The sequence below is a fragment of the Xanthomonas floridensis genome, assembly GCF_001642575.1.
GTDB lineage: Bacteria > Pseudomonadota > Gammaproteobacteria > Xanthomonadales > Xanthomonadaceae > Xanthomonas > Xanthomonas floridensis.
Genome location: NZ_LXNG01000034.1, coordinates 112,643 through 128,739 on the forward strand (window position 1 = coordinate 112,643; position 16,097 = coordinate 128,739).

The 16,097-nt window shown below is 65.6% G+C and carries 15 protein-coding genes; 13 read left to right on the plus strand and 2 right to left on the minus strand.

Annotated elements, in window-relative coordinates; genetic code table 11:
- Positions 1-203 precede the first annotated feature (203 nt).
- The 4 genes from A7D17_RS17205 (at position 204) to A7D17_RS17220 (ending at position 4,179) form a co-directional block, all read left to right on the plus strand.
- Complete coding sequence (locus tag A7D17_RS17205) at positions 204-1,211, plus strand: methionine ABC transporter ATP-binding protein (RefSeq protein ID WP_064510208.1); 1,008 nt, start codon at positions 204-206, stop codon at positions 1,209-1,211.
- Complete coding sequence (locus tag A7D17_RS17210; protein WP_064510209.1) at positions 1,208-1,906, plus strand: methionine ABC transporter permease; 699 nt, start codon at positions 1,208-1,210, stop codon at positions 1,904-1,906. The genes A7D17_RS17205 and A7D17_RS17210 overlap by 4 nt, the downstream gene beginning before the upstream one ends.
- A 208-nt stretch (positions 1,907-2,114) precedes the next feature.
- Positions 2,115-2,918, plus strand: coding sequence for a MetQ/NlpA family ABC transporter substrate-binding protein (locus A7D17_RS17215; protein ID WP_064510210.1), 804 nt, complete (start codon positions 2,115-2,117; stop codon positions 2,916-2,918).
- Between the two features lie 703 nt (positions 2,919-3,621).
- Entirely contained in the window at positions 3,622-4,179 is a 558-nt protein-coding gene (locus A7D17_RS17220) for a CcdC protein domain-containing protein (protein ID WP_064510211.1), read from the plus strand.
- A gap of 161 nt (positions 4,180-4,340) precedes the next feature.
- On the opposite strand, the gene A7D17_RS17225 is transcribed toward A7D17_RS17220, so the two are convergent.
- Positions 4,341-5,027, minus strand: a complete 687-nt coding sequence (locus tag A7D17_RS17225) for an OmpW/AlkL family protein (RefSeq protein WP_064510212.1) — start codon at positions 5,025-5,027, stop codon at positions 4,341-4,343.
- 140 nt (positions 5,028-5,167) lie between these two features.
- On the opposite strand from A7D17_RS17225, the gene A7D17_RS17230 reads away from it, so the two are divergent.
- The 6 genes from A7D17_RS17230 to A7D17_RS17255 all read left to right on the plus strand — a co-directional run bounded on the left by A7D17_RS17230 (position 5,168) and on the right by A7D17_RS17255 (position 12,760).
- Entirely contained in the window at positions 5,168-5,731 is a 564-nt protein-coding gene (locus A7D17_RS17230; RefSeq protein WP_064510213.1) for a DNA-deoxyinosine glycosylase, read from the plus strand.
- 166 nt (positions 5,732-5,897) lie between these two features.
- Positions 5,898-6,656: a DUF2884 family protein gene (locus tag A7D17_RS17235; RefSeq protein ID WP_064510214.1), complete on the plus strand. Its 759-nt coding sequence runs from the start codon at positions 5,898-5,900 to the stop codon at positions 6,654-6,656.
- 127 nt (positions 6,657-6,783) lie between these two features.
- Positions 6,784-8,556: a dihydrolipoyllysine-residue acetyltransferase gene (locus A7D17_RS17240; RefSeq protein ID WP_064510215.1), complete on the plus strand. Its 1,773-nt coding sequence runs from the start codon at positions 6,784-6,786 to the stop codon at positions 8,554-8,556.
- Positions 8,553-9,200 carry a hypothetical protein gene (locus tag A7D17_RS17245; RefSeq protein ID WP_064510216.1) on the plus strand — a complete coding sequence of 216 codons (648 nt, stop codon included), beginning with the start codon at positions 8,553-8,555 and terminating at the stop codon, positions 9,198-9,200. The genes A7D17_RS17240 and A7D17_RS17245 overlap by 4 nt, the downstream gene beginning before the upstream one ends.
- 16 nt (positions 9,201-9,216) lie before the next feature.
- A complete protein-coding gene (gene lpdA / locus A7D17_RS17250; RefSeq protein WP_064510217.1) occupies positions 9,217-11,040 on the plus strand; it encodes a dihydrolipoyl dehydrogenase in 1,824 nt (607 codons plus the stop codon).
- A gap of 442 nt (positions 11,041-11,482) precedes the next feature.
- Positions 11,483-12,760, plus strand: coding sequence for a Xaa-Pro dipeptidase (locus tag A7D17_RS17255; RefSeq protein ID WP_064510218.1), 1,278 nt, complete (start codon positions 11,483-11,485; stop codon positions 12,758-12,760).
- 226 nt (positions 12,761-12,986) lie between these two features.
- Here A7D17_RS17255 and A7D17_RS17260 read toward each other — a convergent pair whose 3' ends face one another.
- Positions 12,987-13,799 (minus strand): hypothetical protein, encoded by an 813-nt coding sequence (locus A7D17_RS17260; RefSeq protein WP_064510219.1) that lies wholly within the window; start codon positions 13,797-13,799, stop codon positions 12,987-12,989.
- Positions 13,800-14,433: 634 nt separating this feature from the next.
- Between A7D17_RS17260 and A7D17_RS17265 the strand changes: the two genes are divergently transcribed.
- The 3 genes from A7D17_RS17265 (at position 14,434) to atpE (ending at position 16,001) form a co-directional block, all read left to right on the plus strand.
- A complete protein-coding gene (locus tag A7D17_RS17265) occupies positions 14,434-14,799 on the plus strand; it encodes a hypothetical protein (protein ID WP_016901016.1) in 366 nt (121 codons plus the stop codon).
- Positions 14,800-14,824: 25 nt separating this feature from the next.
- Positions 14,825-15,625 carry a F0F1 ATP synthase subunit A gene (gene atpB, locus A7D17_RS17270; protein WP_064510220.1) on the plus strand — a complete coding sequence of 267 codons (801 nt, stop codon included), beginning with the start codon at positions 14,825-14,827 and terminating at the stop codon, positions 15,623-15,625.
- A gap of 73 nt (positions 15,626-15,698) precedes the next feature.
- Positions 15,699-16,001, plus strand: coding sequence for a F0F1 ATP synthase subunit C (atpE, locus tag A7D17_RS17275; RefSeq protein ID WP_002814105.1), 303 nt, complete (start codon positions 15,699-15,701; stop codon positions 15,999-16,001).
- Positions 16,002-16,097: the final 96 nt, after the last annotated feature.

Genomic DNA, 16,097 nt, shown 5'->3' on the forward strand with positions numbered 1-16,097 from the left:
TGGGGATTCGGCATTCGGGATTGGCAACAGCACGAACGCCGTTGTCCTTGCGAATCCCCAGCGGCCGGGATTGGGGATTTGCGATTCGGGATTGGCACCAGCGGAGCCGCCGTGGCCTTTGCGAATCCCCAATCCCCAATCCCCGACTCCCGGCAGTGAACATTGACTGGTAGGCTTCACGACCCCCCAAACGGCCACGCGCGGTGATCCAGTTTCAGCGCCTGCACAAGTCCTACTCCGTTGACGGTCGTCAGATCGTGGCGCTGCACCCGCTCGATCTGCGGATCGGCCCCGGCGAGGTGTTCGGCATCATCGGCCACTCCGGTGCCGGCAAGTCCACGCTGATCCGGCTGATCAACCGGCTCGAAGAGCCCAGCGGCGGGCGCCTGCTGATCGGCGAGGACGACGTAACCGCGCTGGACAGCCAGGGCCTGCGTGCCCTGCGCCGGCGTATCGGCATGATCTTCCAGCACTTCAACCTGCTGTCCTCGCGCACCGTGTCTGGCAATGTGGCCTTCCCGCTGGAACTGGCCGGCACCGCGCGCGCCGAAATCGATGCGCGCGTGGCCGAGCTGCTGGCCCGGGTCGGATTGCAGGAGCACGCCAACAAGTATCCGGCGCAACTGTCCGGTGGGCAGAAGCAGCGGGTGGGCATTGCGCGCGCGCTGGCCACCCGGCCACAGATCCTGCTGTGCGACGAGGCCACCAGCGCGTTGGACCCGCAAACCACCGCCTCTGTGCTGCAGCTGCTGGCGCAGATCAACCGCGAGCTGGGCCTGACCATCGTGCTGATCACCCACGAGATGGACGTGATCCGCCGCGTCTGCGACCGCGTGGCAGTGCTGGATGCCGGCAAGCTGGTGGAAACCGGCCCGGTCACCGAAGTCTTCCTGCATCCCAAGCACGCCACCACCCGGCGCTTCGTCTCCGAAGCCGAGCACGTGGACGAGGCCGAGCTGCATCGCGATTTCGCCGCGGTCGGCGGGCGCATCGTGCGGCTGACCTTCCTGGGTAACGGCACCTACGAGCCGGTGCTTGGCCGCATCGCCCGCGAGACCGGGGTGGACTACAACATCCTGTCCGGGCGCGTGGACCGCATCAAGGACACCCCGTACGGCCAGCTCATCGTTGCCCTGACCGGCGGCGACCAGAACGCAGCGCTTGCCGGCTTCGTGGCGGCCGGCGTGCATGTGGAGGATCTGCGCGCATGATTCCGACGTTGTTTGCCGCCGCCGGCGGTTTCTTCCGCAACCTCGATGCCGCCAAATGGGGCGACATCGGCCAGGCGACGCTGGATACCTTGCTGATGCTGGCTGGCGCGCTGCCGCTGACCTTGCTGATCGGCCTGCCGCTGGGGGTTGCGCTGTTCCTGTGCGGCGCCCCGCAGCTGCGCCGCCGCCCGGTGCTGTACGGCGCGCTGGCGCTGGTGATCAACCTGCTGCGCTCGGTGCCCTTCATCATCCTGATGATTGCGATGATTCCGCTCACGCTGATGCTGATGGGCACCTCGCTCGGCGTGCGCGGCGCGATCCTGCCGCTGGTGGTGGGCGCGGCGCCGTTCTATGCACGCCTGGTGGAAACCGCATTGCGCGAAGTCGATCGCGGCATCATCGAAGCCAGCCAGGCGATGGGCGCCACCACCCGGCAACTGGTGCTGCGGGTGCTGCTGCCCGAAGCGCGCCCTGGCCTGATCGCCGGTGCCACCGTGACCACCATCGCGTTGATCGGTTTCACCGCCATGGGCGGGGCGATCGGTTCCGGCGGGCTGGGCGATGTGGCCTACCGCGAAGGCTATATGCGCTCGCATGCCGATGTCGCGCTGATCACCGTGATCGCCCTGCTGGTGCTGGTGCAGCTGCTGCAGATGCTGGGCGACCGGCTGGTGGCGCACTACAGCCGGCGCTGAGGCAGTGCAGGGCAGGGGTGGGCCGGCGGACGCTGGTCGTGCACCCTGGCACCGGCCGTGCTGGCCGTGTTGGCGCAATCCGGCACGCCTGTCTGCATGACGCGATGCGCCGTGGGCTGCCACGGCGCGCTGCATCGCCGCCGTCGCTGCGGTCTGCTAGGTTTAACGTCTGCGGCCTGCCCGCACTCCTCCTCCCACGGATCCCCACATGAGCACTTTTGCGTTTCGTTCCCTTCTGGCTGCCGCCACGCTGGCGCTGGCGTCCTGCGGCGGCAGCGCTGGCGGCAGTGGTGGCGACACCCTTACCGTCGCGGCCACGGCGGTGCCGCATGCCGAGATCCTGGAAGTGGTCGAACCGCTGCTGGCCAAGCAGGGCGTGAAGCTGGACGTGCGCGTGTTCAACGATTACGTGCAGCCCAACGACCAGGTCGTGCAGAAGCAGATCGACGTCAATTATTTCCAGACCGAGCCCTACCTGGACGCGTACAACCGCGATCGCAAGAGCCAGCTGGTGACCGTGGTCGGCGTGCATATCGAGCCATTCGGTGCGTACTCGCGCCGCTTCAAGGCGCTGGCCGATCTGCCGACCGGCGCCGACGTGGTGATTCCCAACGACCCGAGCAACAACAGCCGCGCGCTGATCCTGCTCGACAAGGCGGGCGTGATCAAACTCAAGGACCCGAGCAACGCGCTGTCCACCCAGCGCGACATCGTCGACAACCCCAAGCAGCTGAAATTCCGCGAGCTCGACTCGGCGATGCTGCCACGCGTGCTGGATCAGGTCGACCTGGCCCTGATCAACACCAACTACGCGCTCGATGCCGGGCTCAATCCCACCCGCGATGCGCTGGCGATCGAAAGCAAGGACTCGCCCTACGTGAACTTCCTGGTGGCCCGCGCAGACAACAAGGACGATGCGCGCGTGCAGAAGCTGGCCAAGGCCTTGACCAGCCCGGAAGTGAAGGCCTTTATCGAGCAGAAGTACAAAGGCGCGGTGTTGCCGGCGTTCTAAGCGCGGCATGCAGCACGAAACACGCGGCGCGTGGCGCCTGGCGTTCGAAGACCGCGGTTGCGCGGAGTCTGGGAGCGTGTGTGTCATGGCGTGGCACGCATGATCGGTGCCGAGTTATGCCGCTGTTGGAAGCCAGTGCCGCGACTGGGCGATCGCGCTGTCTTATGCAGACAGCGCGGTTTTTCGCAGTGATTGCTGCCACGGTGACCGGCTGATTCGACTTCGGCCCGCTTCAGGACCGTCCCAACCCCAAGCGCCTGCCGTCAGCTGGTCTGCCGACCTGGTCAACCCGCGTGACAGCGGCCCCCTGACGCCCGGTGCGCTGCCTTTTCGTGCCTGCTGACGCGCGGTTGGACGGTGGCCTGCAAGTCGCTTGCATGCACTGACGCACGGACATCGTGAGCACGTGGCGCAAGCAACGTTGCACCCGGCGCCGGCGCTTCGATCGAACGGAGCAGAAGGTGCTTGGAGACGTGGATTCCCAAACTTCTGCCGAATTCTCGTGTGCATTGAAGAGACGTTGACGCAACGCGGCCTCGCCGTTGGATCGCTGATCCGCTACGCCATGCCGTATCGAACGCCACGCGCACAAGCCTGCGTAGCCTGCCGGTATCGCAACACCCACACCCACACCCACACGCACACGCACCGCTGACGCAGGCGTAGTAGCGTGGTCGTCCATCCCTTCCTGCAACCCGCTCCCATGCCTCTGCTGCTTGCCATTCCGCTGGCCGTGATCATTGCCCTGGCGGTGTTCGCGGTGTTGTTCCCGTTGTCGTTGCTGCAGCGCTTTCGGGTCGGCACCGCGCGTCGCCAGGCGCGTGGCTGGTTGCTGATGATCAACCTGGCGTCGGCGGTGGTGTCCAGCGTGTTGTTTGTCGTCTTCACCCTGATTGCCGCGGCGTTCTGGCCCGGTGCGATCAGCCATGCCGCCTTCGGCTGGGCCTGCGGGCTGGTGCTGGGGGTCGTTGCAGTGCGCCTCACCCGTTTCGAGCGCACCGCGCAGGGCCTGTTCTACCGCCCCAACCTGTGGCTGGTGCTGGCACTGACGGTACTGGTGGTGGTGCGGGTGATCGCCGGCATGGTGCAGGGCTGGCGCAGCACCTGGCAGGGCGCGGCGTGGCCGGTCGAGGGCTGGCTGAGCCATGCCAGCCTGTTGGGCGCGGCGGGCGTGCTGCTCGGTTATGCGCTCGCCTACGCCACCTTGCTGTGGTGGCGCTGGCGCAACGCACGCCTGCGCGGCAGCGTCTACTGGCGTTGAGTCATCGAGTCATCGAGTCATCGAACTGCGAGTCATCGAACTGCAGGACGTGCAGGCAACAGCGCCTGCACCATCAGGCCATCAGCGCCCCTCGCGCACAAAAAAAACGGGCCTTGCGGCCCGTTTTTTCATCACGCGTCAGTTGACTGGACGGCCATCGCTTAGAAGCGCGCGCCGACACCGAAACCAACCGTCCACGGATCCAGTTCCAGCTCGCTGCCGGTGCCCTGGCCGCCGACACGCAGTTCCGGACGCGAACGCATGTAGCGGGCGTCGGCACGTGCAAACCAGGTGGAGTTGATGTTCATGTCCACACCGACGGTGCCGATCACGCCCTTGGCGGTATCCAGACCCACGTGCTGACCGGTGGTCGACGCCGCATCGATCTTCTCGTTGCTGAAGTTCGACTCGTAGTAGCCCACGCCCACGAACGGGCGGAACACGTTGTCGGCCTGGCCGAAGTGATACTGGCCGCTGATGGCGATCGGCTGCTGCTCGACGGTGCCCAGCTTGCCTACGCCATCGGCGTTGACGCGATGGTTGAACTTGTCGGCAGCGCCCCACAGCTCAACGGCCCAGTTGTCATTGATGTAGTAGCTGGCGCTCAGCGTCGGTGCCGGGCCGCCATCAACGTCCAGGCCCGGAGCCGGATCGTTCTTGGGGTTCAGCAGCGCCACGCCGCCGACCACAGCCCAATGCTTGCCCGACGCAGTATCGTCGCTGCTGGACATCGTGCTTGAAGAAGTCGAGGAGGTATCACCGGTATAGGTGGTGTCCTGCGCGAACGCGGACGGTGCAATCGCAAGTGCGGATACAGCAGCCAGGCTCAGGATGGAAATGGAACGCATGAGGGTCTCCTCGTCTTGTTGTTAGGCCCGTGGAGTGGGCCGCGCCAAAACTATTCCCAAAAATCTGAATCCACGCCCACCTGCAGCCCGCTAAAATTTCGTTTGTTCAGGAATTTCCCGAAGAAGGCCGTGGTTGCGCGATGCAAGCTGAAAAAGACATTCACGCAGATGCGATTGCCGTGACGAAAAACGGCGCATGCGACGGGCTGCCAGCGCACATTCGTCACGATTGCCGTGTACTGGTGCTGGGTTCGATGCCGGGCATTGCCTCGTTGCAGGCAGGCCAGTACTACGCGCATCCACGCAATCGCTTTTGGCCCTTGATGCATGCCCTGTTGGGCATTGATCCAGCGGCAAGCTATACGGCGCGCCTGCAGGAATTGAATGTGCACGGTGTTGGGGTGTGGGACGTGATCGGCCGGTGCGAACGACACGGCAGCCTGGATTCGGCCATCGTCGCGGACAGCATCGTGGTCAATCCATTGCCCGCCTTGCTGGCCACGTTGCCGCAGCTGCGCCTGGTGGCCTGCAATGGCGCCACGGCGATGCAGGCCTGGCGCCGGCACGTGCAGCCGCTGCTGTCGGCCGACGCACGCGCGGTGCCGGTGCTGGCCTTGCCGTCCACCAGCCCGGCCAATGCCGCCTGGTCCCTGCCACGTCTGTGCGCGGCGTGGCAACCGCTGCGCGATGCCGTGCAGGGCTGATGCCGCGCGCAGGCGTGTTCATCATTGCCATGCGGGGCTTGTCAGCCTGCGGGTTTGCCACGTGCTCACCCATGCCCCGGCCGCCAGAAGTCATGCCAGCCTCCGGCCTATGGTGGTGTGCGGTGCCTGCGCACATGCTGCCCCCAGCATCCAAGGGAGTTGCGACATGACGATCAGGCAGACGCTGGCGGCGGCAATGGCCGTGTTGCTGGGCATGGCCGGTGCGATGCCGGCAGCACTGGCCGACCCGTTGCACTGCAATGTCAGCAGCGACTACGACCTCACCCTGTCTCCGCGCAGCGTCATTTTCATCCGCAGCACAGGAACGCCGCAGCGGCTGGTGCTGCGCCAGGGCGCCTTGTTCGTCGACGATGCCTGGGTGGCGCTGAGCGCCGACGATCGTGATCGCCTGATCCGTTTCGAACGGCAGACCCGCGAGCTGGTGCCGCTGGCGCAGCAGGTCGGGCGCGAGGCTGCCGATATCGCGATCACCGCACTGGGCGAGGTGGCCGCCGGCTTCAGCCGTGATCCGGAGGCCACGCGTGTGCAGCTGACCGGTGTGCGCGAGAAGATCGACCTGCGTTTGCAGCAGAGCTTCCGCAAGAGTCAGCTGACCCCCATCGATATCGATGACGACATCGGTGAACTGGTCGCCGAGCTGTTGCCGCAGCTGATCGGCGATGTGGTTGCCGGCGCTGTGCAATCGGCGCTGACCGGAAACGCGGAGCGGCTGCGCTCGCTCGATGGCCTGGAACAGCGCATCGAGCGCCTGGTCGAGCCGCAGGCACGCGCATTGCGGCCACGCGCGCAGCAGCTGTGCACCCGGGTCGAGGCGCTGGATGCGCTGGACAATGCGCTGGCGTATCGTTTGCCATCGGGCGCGCCGTTGCAGCTGTTGCAGGTGGATCGACGCGCGTCGAAATGATCCTGCAACGGCGTACGCAGACACTGCATTCCGCCCGGCACGCGATCTTTTCATCGGCAATGGTTGGCGCTGCGGCCCGTGGCCGGCCACAATAGGGGTTTCCCCATCTGTTGCCGGAGTTCCCCGTATGGCCGAAATCAAGGAAGCACTTGTCCCCGATATCGGTGACTACAGCGACGTCCCGGTAATCGAGGTGCTGGTGTCGGTCGGCGATACGGTCAGCAAGGACCAGAGCCTGGTCACGCTGGAATCGGACAAGGCCACCATGGAAGTGCCGTCGTCGGTGGCTGGCGTGGTCAAGGAGATCAAGGTCAAGGTTGGCGATTCGCTGTCGCAGGGCGCCCTGGTGGCGCTGATCGAAGTGGCCGATGCCGGCGCCGACACTGCCGCCAAGCCTGCCGCTGCCGCGCCTGCTGCCCCGGCCAAGGCTGCGCCCGCGGCAGCGCCGGCACCTGCTGCCAAGGCTGCACCGGCTGCACCTGCCGCCGCCGAAGGCGGTCTGGTCGAAGCGCGCGTGCCCGATATCGGCGATTACACCGACATCCCGGTCATCGAAGTGCTGGTGGCTGTGGGCGATACCGTTGCCAAGGACCAGAGCCTGGTCACGCTGGAGTCGGACAAGGCCACGATGGAAGTGCCGTCCTCGGCCGCCGGCGTGGTCAAGGAACTCAAGGTCAAGGTCGGCGACACCCTCTCGCAGGGCAACGTGGTGGCGATCATTGCCGCCAGCGACGGCGGCGCCGGCGCGGCGCAGTCGCCCGCCAAGCCCAGCACCGAGACGGCCGAGACTGCCGGCAAGGTCGAGCCGGTCGCGGTGTCGGCCGAGCCGGACAAGCTGGCCCAGCGCGAGATCGCGCAGGTGCAGGGTGCTCGTTCCGGTGCAGGTGCACAGGCAGCGCAGGGTGGCCAGCCCTCGGCCGGCAACCCGAGCAGCCCACCGGTGACCTTCGACGCCGACAGCGTGCTGCCGTCCAAGGTGCCGTACGCCAGCCCGGTGGTGCGCGTGTTCGCACGCGAACTGGGCGTGGACCTGAACCAGCTCAAGGGCAGCGAAAAGGGCGGCCGCATCACCCGTGAAGACGTGCAGCGCTTCGTCAAGGCAGCACTCAGCGGTGGCGCACCTGCCGCAGCCGGTGCTGCGCCGGCCGGTGGTGGCAACGGCCTGAACCTGCTGGCCTGGCCGAAGGTGGACTTCAGCAAGTTCGGCGAAACCGAAACCCAGCCGCTGTCGCGCATCAAGAAGATTTCCGGTGCCAACCTGGCACGCAACTGGGCGATGATTCCGCACGTCACCCAGTTCGAATCGGCCGACATCACCGACCTGGAAGCCCTGCGCGTGGCGCTGAACAAGGAAAACGAGAAGGCGGGCATCAAGCTCACCATGCTCGCCTTCCTGGTCAAGGCCAGCGCCGCGGCGCTGAAGAAGTTCCCCGAGTTCAATGCCTCGCTCGATGCGGCCGGCGAAAACCTCACGCTGAAGAAGTACATCAACATCGGTTTTGCCGCCGATACCCCCAATGGCCTGGTGGTGCCGGTGATCCGCGACGTCGACAAGAAGGGCGTGCTGCAGATCGCCCAGGAAAGCGGCGAGCTGGCCAAGAAGGCGCGCGACGGCAAGCTCGGCCCGGCCGACATGAGTGGCGGCTGCTTCTCGATCAGCTCGCTGGGCGGCATCGGCGGCACCGCGTTCACTCCGATCATCAATGCACCGGAAGTGGCGATCCTGGGCGTGTCCAAGTCGGCGATGCAGCCGGTGTGGAACGGCAAGGAGTTCGCGCCGAAGCTGATGCTGCCGTTGTCGCTGAGCTACGACCACCGCGTCATCGACGGCGCGCTGGCGGCCCGCTTCACCACCTACCTCAGCCAGGTGCTGGCCGACATGCGTCGCGTCCTGCTGTGAGGCGCGCGCTGCTGACGATCGCCGTGCTCGGCGTGCTGCCGTGGACCGGCGCGGTCGCACGCGAGTGCGACAGCACGTTGGGGCGCGGCTGGCCGCCGGCAGTGGGCAATTACGGCACTGCCGTCACCACCTTGCTCGATGGCGGCAGCAAACCCTCGCTGGCGCTGTTGACGTTGCCTGTGCGCGGCGTGGAAAGCGGCGTCTCGCTGGTGCCGGGCAAGGACGGTGCCGACTGGACCCTGCGGCATAGCCGTGCCGACGAGCGCGTCTACAACTGGGTCAGCGAGGCTGGTCGCGGCAGCGTGCAGTTCCGCACCGAGCAGACCCCGGAAACGGTCGAGATCCCGATTCCGGCGGCGTTGGCCAAACGGCTGGTCAGCAACTGGACCGCGGCCTTGACCCAGCTGGCACCGAGCGGCCGCACCGCGCCGGTGACCGAGGGCGAAGTGCTGTCGTTCCAGGTCGAGGGCGTGCGTTACAGCGGCGCCCGCCCGAGCTGCGGCGCCGGCGAACTGCTGCTGCAACAGGCTGCGCTGCTGATCGAAGCCAGCGACGGCAAGGAAAAGAAGCGCGACAAGCGCTGGACCCAAATCGAATCGTCGCTGGATGAACTCCAGCAGACGCTTGCCGGCACGGCCGGTTAAGCCACAGGAGAAGCAAATGGCGGTCATTGAAATCAAGGTTCCCGACATCGGCGATTACAGCGATGTCCCCGTCATCGAAGTGCTGGTCGCCGTGGGCGACAGCGTGGCCAAGGACCAGGGCCTGGTCACGCTGGAATCGGACAAGGCCACGCTGGAAGTGCCGTCCTCGGCCGCCGGCGTGGTCAAGGAACTCAAGGTCAAGATTGGCGATACCCTGTCCGAAGGGGCGGTGGTGCTGCTGCTGGAAACCGAAGGCGAGGCCGCCGCGCCTGCGCCTGCGAAGACCGAGGCCAAGGCCGCTGCGCCCGCTGCGGCCCCCGCACCCGGCAGCAAGCCGCCAGTGACGCCGTCGCACCGCGCTCCGGCCGAGCCGGCTGCGCCCAAGCCGGCGCTGGCCAGCGGCAAGACTGCCGATATCGACTGCAAGATGGTGGTGCTCGGCGCCGGCCCCGGCGGCTACACCGCCGCCTTCCGCGCCGCCGACCTGGGCCTGGACACCGTGCTGATCGAGCGCTATGCCAGCCTGGGCGGTGTCTGCCTCAACGTCGGCTGCATTCCGTCCAAGGCGCTGCTGCATGCCGCCGCGGTGATCGATGAAGTGGCCCATGCCGGCGACTTCGGCGTGGACTTCGGCCAGCCCAAGATCACCCTGGACAAGCTGCGCGAGTACAAGGAAAAAGTGGTCGGCAAGCTCACCGGCGGGCTGGCCAGCATGGCCAAGCAGCGCAAGGTGCGCACCGTCACCGGTGTGGCCAGCTTCGTCTCGCCCAACGAGCTGGAGATCGTCGGCGACGACGGCAAGACCCAGCTGCTGCGCTTCGAACATTGCATCATCGCGGCCGGCTCGCAGGCGGTGAAGCTGCCCAACTTCCCGTGGGACGACAAGCGCGTGATGGACTCCACCGACGCGCTGGAGCTGCACGACATTCCTAAGACCCTGTTGGTGGTCGGCGGCGGCATCATCGGCCTGGAAATGGCCACGGTGTACAGCGCGCTCGGCAGCAAGGTGACCGTGGTCGAGTTCATGGACCAGCTGATGCCGGGCGCCGACAAGGACCTGGTCAAGCCGCTGGCCGATCGCCTGAAGAAGCAGGGCGTGGAGGTCCATCTCAAGACCAAGGCCACCGACGTCAAGGCCGACAAGAAGGGCATCACCGTTGGCTTCGAAGCGGCCGCCGAGGGCGAGAAGCCGGCGTTGGATGCGACCACCTACGATCGCGTGCTGGTCGCCGTGGGCCGCACGCCCAACGGCAAGAAGATCGGCGCGGACAAGGCCGGCGTCACCGTCACCGAGCGCGGCTTCATTCCGGTCGACCGGCAGATGCGCACCAACGTGCCGCACATCTTCGCCATCGGCGACATCGTCGGTAACCCGATGCTGGCGCACAAGGCCACCCACGAAGGCAAGCTGGCTGCCGAAGTGGCGGCCGGCGAGAAGAAGGAATGGGTGGCGCGGGTGATTCCGTCGGTGGCGTACACCAATCCGGAAATCGCCTGGGTGGGCGTCACCGAGACCGAGGCCAAGGCCAAGGGCCTGAAGGTCGGCGTGGCCAAGTTCCCTTGGGCCGCCAGCGGCCGCGCGATCGGCATCGGCCGCACCGAAGGCTTCACCAAGCTGATTTTCGACGAAGACACCCACCGCATCATTGGTGGTGCCATCGTCGGCGTGCATGCCGGTGACCTGCTTGCCGAGATCGGCCTGGCCATCGAGATGGGCGCCGAAGCCGAAGACATCGGCCACACCATCCATGCGCATCCGACCCTGAGCGAATCGGTCGGCATGGCGGCCGAGGTCTACGACGGCACCATCACCGACCTGTACATCCCGAAGAAGAAGTAAGCACCGCACACGTGGCACTGCCAGCGACGCCCCGCCTTGCGCGGGGCGTCGTCGTTGTGGGCCTGGGTGCGCGTCAGCGCTGCGGCGATGGGCATTGCCGTGCGGGTCGCGCGCTCTGCGACGCCTGGGTGCATGCGGTGCTGCTACACGCGCGCTGAGTTGTTCCGGTACTCCTGCGTGGTACGCAGTGCCGTGTGGCCTGGCGGCTACGCTCGATCGCATGCGTCGACAGGGCGATCCACGGCAAGCCGATTCCGCTCGGCATCTGGAAGGGACCAGTCCGGCGCGTGGCGACGTTGCATCGGTCACACACGACAGGGTCGCCGCCGCAGTGCATTGCGCTGCCGTCGTCCGATATCCATGATCCGGCGCTTGCGCAGCCCGCAGCGCGCTTGCACCATCGGTGCGCGGACACGCCGTTCGCACCTCAGGGACGACCCGTATGTCGAAGATGCATTTGCCGGCGTTGCTCGCCGCCGCAGGCTGCCTGTGTGCGTCGTGGGTTGCGCATGCACAAACCACCGTGATCACCGCCGCGCGCCTGCTGGACGTGCAGGCCGGCCGCTATGTGGACAAGCCGCAGATCGAAGTGGTTGCCGGCCGTATCATCCGGGTCGGTCGGCACGGCGATCCGCTGCCGGCGCAGGCGCAGCGGATCGATCTGGGCACGCGCACGCTGTTGCCGGGCTTGATCGACATGCATGTGCATCTCACCGTGGACCCCACCCTGGGTGGCTACAAGGGCCTGGAATTCACCGACAACTTCTGGACCGTGGTCGGCGTGGCCAATGCCGCAAAAACGCTGCGTGCCGGCTTCACCACGGTGCGCAATGTCGGCTCGCTCAACTACGACGATGTCGCGCTCAAGCAGGCGATCGAGCGCGGCACCGTGCCCGGCCCGCGCATTGTGCCGGCCACCTATGGCATCGGCGCCACCGGCGGCCACTGCGATGCCACCGAATTTCCGCCCTCGGTCACTGTCACCGGCCCCGGTGTCGCCGACGGTCCGGACGCGATCCGCGCCGCGGTGCGCACGCTGCGCAAGTACGGCGCAGAGGTGATCAAGTTCTGCGGCACCGGCGGCGTGCTGTCCAAGACCGACAGCGTGGGCGGGCAGCAATACAGCCTGGAAGAGATGCGCGCGCTGGTGGACGAGGCGCACCGGCTGGGCCTGAAGGTCGCCGTGCATGCGCATGGCACCTCCGGCATCAACGATGCGATCCGCGCCGGTGCCGACACCATCGAACACGCCAGCCTCGCCGATGCCGAGTCGTTCAAACTGGCCAAGGCGCATGGCACCTGGTTTTCGATGGACATCTACAACGACGACTACATCCTGGCCGAAGGCGAGAAGAACGGCCTGTTCGCCGAGTCGCTGGAGAAGGAGCGGCAGGTCGGCCGCAAGCAACGCGAGACCTTTCGCGCCGCGCATGCGGCCGGCGTCAAACTGGTGTTCGGCAGCGATGGCGGGGTATATCCCAACGGCGACAACGCACGTCAATTCGCCAAGATGGTGGAGTGGGGCATGACCCCGCTGGAGGCGATTCGCGCCGCAACGATAGACGCTGCCGACGCACTGGGACGCACTGCCGATGTGGGTGCCGTTGTGCCGGGGCGTTATGCCGACCTGATCGCGGTCGATGGCGATCCGCTTCAGGACGTGAGCGTGTTGACGCGGGTGCAGGACGTGATCAAGGGCGGCCAGCGCGTGGCGGAGTGAGGCCGCTGCATCCTGCGCCTGCAGGACGCTGTGGCATCCAGCGACGCGCACCTGGTGGGAAATGTCGTGGGTAGTGCGGCATGGGTATGTGCCCGCGTGCCCCGTTGTAAAGGCTGGTTGGCATTAGGCGATGCATCTACCTTGAAGTGGTGACTTCAGCGAAGCGCCCCAACGACAACGCCCCGCACAAGGCGGGGCGTTTGTCTGTGACGCGATGACGCGTGGATCAGAACGCGAAGGTCACGCCTGCCACCGGGCCCTTGAACTCCTGCTTCAGGCCGATCAGGCCATCGCTGCCGCGCTGGTCGACGTCCAGCTTGAACCAGTCGTAGCCGGCGAAGATGCCGAAGTTCTTGGTGAAGCGGTATTCGGCAATCGCGTTGGCGCGGCTCAGGTCGCCCTCGTAGTCGTCGAAGTTGCCCCAGCTGGTGTTGAGGTACTGGCCCTGCACGTTGAACAGCCAATGCTCGCTCGGACGTGCGGTGAAGCGGATGCCCACCACCGGCGCCACGCCGTCGGCCTTCTCGTCCAGCACATCGCCGGAGAACACGGTGCCCAGATCGGCATACCCGTTGGCTTCGACCTTGGCGTATTCGGCGCCGAGCTGCAGGCCCAGGCTGAATTCCGGCGAATCGATCACCGAGTAGTCGTACACCAGGGTCGCGACCTGATACTTCAGCTCGCCCTTGATGAAGCTGCCGCTCGGCACGGTCACGCCGCCTGCGCTCAGATCCTGGGTCAGGGTCTCGCGGCGGTCCTTGTCGTACTTGAAGTAGTCGAAGATCAGGCGCTGGCGGGTGCTGATGCGGAACACGCCGTCCACGCGCGGCTCCCACTCCTTGCCGCCGAGCTTGAAGTCTTCGTTGACGGAGACGTTGTTGCCAGCCAGCAGGGTGTTGCCGCGAATGGTGTTGTCGTTGTCAACATTCATCGCACCCAGACGAATCTGGAAGCGATCATCGGTGTCTTCGGCGTGGGCAGGCGCGGCGTAGGCGGCGGCCAGGACGCACGGGATCGCCAGTGCGAGGAGGTGTTTCATGGGGAGCTCCGATTGCTTGGAATGGTCAGACCGTTCGGCCAGTGGCGCGCACTATCGATAAGGCGGCGTCTTCCAAAAGTGAAGGGTCTGTCGCACGGCTGTGAAGGCGGGCATAGCAATCGGACAAAACGGTCCGCATCGCCAACAGGCATGGGCATCGCGCTCCGATGACCCTGTTTCTGACGCGCCGTGCGGCACCTGCAAAGTGTGCGTCAGCGCATACCGCGCAGTACGGTCAAGCCTGTCAATTGCGCAGCCTGGTCGGCTGAATGCGCGCGGCACATCGGGGCTCCGGCGCCTGCATAGCGCAAACGATCGTGCGCTGCAGCGGATTGGACCGTCTATGGGAAGGTGGCAGGGTGCGACAAAAAGCGTAAAAAAGCAGGAGCCCCGGTCTCCCAGGGCTCCCAGATGCGGCCTGCGGTGGCACCTTTCGACGAGGATGTGCAGGCCTCGCGGGTTATGACCGCCGGTTTGTGGCAAAGTTCCCGCCCGTTGCCGCCACCGCCACTTGGTGCGGCGCAGCAACTTATGACCTCTGCCGGTTGTCTCGCAATTTGTCCCATTGCTATACTTTCGCGGCTCGACGAGGCGCAACTGCGCTTCCCACTCATTCACACGTAAGGTAACCGTAGTGCTGAACTCCGTTGACGCGGGTCGGCGGTTGATGCTGCGCGCTGCGGTATATCCGCTTGCCGCCGTAGCTATAACCAGTCTGGGGTTGCTGTTGGTCGGTCCCCGTTACTCTGCCGGTCTGGCATTGACCGGGTTTGCGACGGTGCTGGGCGGTTGGGTTGCGGCACGTACCGCGCTCGGGGGCGGTATCCAGGCGGCCGGCATTGCCATGGTCCGGCTGATCCTGGCGATGGTGTTGAAGTGGGTGTTGGTTTTCGTGGCGCTGGCGCTTGGCTTCGGCCTGTGGCGGCTGCCCCCTCTGGCTCTGTTGGCAGGTATTGCCATCGGGCTGATTTTTCAGGTTCTGGCTCTGGCCAGGCGTTGATCCGAACTAAAAGGGCTACGTACACATGGCGGGCGAGGCAGCAACACCTACCTCCTATATCCAGCATCACCTGCAGAACCTGATCTATCCGGTTCGTGACGGTGGCGGTACGTTTTGGACCATCCACGTCGATACCCTGATCATGGCCGTGCTGATGGGCCTGATCATGGTGCTGGCCTTCTGGACCGCGACCCGCAAGGCCACCGCTGGCGTGCCGGGCAAGTGGCAGGCGTTCGTGGAAATCTGCCTGGAGTTCGTCGACCGGCAGGCCAAGGACACCTATCACGGCACCAGCAAGCTGGTGACGCCGATCGCGATCACGATCTTCTTCTGGATCCTGTTGATGAACCTCATCAAGATGATCCCGGCCGATTTCATCGCCATTCCGCTGGGTTGGGCAGGCATCCACGCCTGGAAGCCGGTGCCCACCGCCGACGTCAATGCCACCTTGGGCATGTCGATCAGCGTGTTCTTCCTGATGATCTTCTTCTCGCTGCGCTCCAAGGGCGTGGGCGGCATGACCAAGGAATTCCTGACGGCGCCGTTCGGCAAGTGGATGATGCCGTTCAACCTGCTTTTGAACATCGTCGAGTGGCTGAGCAAGCCGATTTCGTTGGCGATGCGACTGTTCGGCAACATGTTCGGCGGCGAGATCGTCTTCCTGCTGATCTGGGTGCTGGGCGGTGCGGGCATCGCCGGCATGGTTGCTGGCGGCGTATTCGGCCTCGGCTGGATGCTGTTCCACCTGTTGGTGATTCCGCTGCAGGCCTTCATTTTCATGATGCTGTCGATCGTGTATCTGAGCCTTGCGGAAGACAGTCACTGAGTTTCGCTGCACCCTTCATACGCTTCATCCCGATTCATCCATCACCCTTAGAAACTTTCGTTCGGAGATCACCATGTACCTCGCCGTCCTGACCAACCTCGCTCAAGTCCAGAGCTCCACCGTCCTCGCCGTCGGCATCATGATCGGCCTGGCCGCGCTGGGTGCCGGCCTCGGTCTGGCCATCATGGCTGGCAAGTTCCTGGAATCGGCCGCGCGCCAGCCGGAACTGATCCCGGTGCTGCAGGTGCGTATGTTCATCACCGCCGGCCTGATCGACGCCGCGTTCATCATCAGCGTCGCCGTCGGCCTGCTGTTCGCCTTTGCCAACCCGCTGGCCCAGGTGTTCATCGAGCGTCTGTCGCAGGCTGCCGGCTGATCCAGCGGTAGCAGGATGTGGAGGCAGCCCTTGCGGTTGCCTCCGCGGATGAAGGTCGGAAAGCGTTGCCCATGCGGCGGCGCTTTCACCCCTAAA

Coding starts and splice junctions, on each gene's coding strand:
- A7D17_RS17210 (WP_064510209.1), top strand. CDS start 1,208: ATGATTCCGACGTTGTTTGCCGCCGCCGGCGGTTTCTTCCGCAACCTC.
- A7D17_RS17215 (WP_064510210.1), top strand. CDS start 2,115: ATGAGCACTTTTGCGTTTCGTTCCCTTCTGGCTGCCGCCACGCTGGCG.
- A7D17_RS17220 (WP_064510211.1), top strand. CDS start 3,622: ATGCCTCTGCTGCTTGCCATTCCGCTGGCCGTGATCATTGCCCTGGCG.
- A7D17_RS17225 (WP_064510212.1), bottom strand. CDS start 5,027: ATGCGTTCCATTTCCATCCTGAGCCTGGCTGCTGTATCCGCACTTGCG.
- A7D17_RS17230 (WP_064510213.1), top strand. CDS start 5,168: ATGCAAGCTGAAAAAGACATTCACGCAGATGCGATTGCCGTGACGAAA.
- A7D17_RS17235 (WP_064510214.1), top strand. CDS start 5,898: ATGACGATCAGGCAGACGCTGGCGGCGGCAATGGCCGTGTTGCTGGGC.
- A7D17_RS17240 (WP_064510215.1), top strand. CDS start 6,784: ATGGCCGAAATCAAGGAAGCACTTGTCCCCGATATCGGTGACTACAGC.
- lpdA (WP_064510217.1), top strand. CDS start 9,217: ATGGCGGTCATTGAAATCAAGGTTCCCGACATCGGCGATTACAGCGAT.
- A7D17_RS17255 (WP_064510218.1), top strand. CDS start 11,483: ATGTCGAAGATGCATTTGCCGGCGTTGCTCGCCGCCGCAGGCTGCCTG.
- A7D17_RS17260 (WP_064510219.1), bottom strand. CDS start 13,799: ATGAAACACCTCCTCGCACTGGCGATCCCGTGCGTCCTGGCCGCCGCC.
- atpB (WP_064510220.1), top strand. CDS start 14,825: ATGGCGGGCGAGGCAGCAACACCTACCTCCTATATCCAGCATCACCTG.
- atpE (WP_002814105.1), top strand. CDS start 15,699: ATGTACCTCGCCGTCCTGACCAACCTCGCTCAAGTCCAGAGCTCCACC.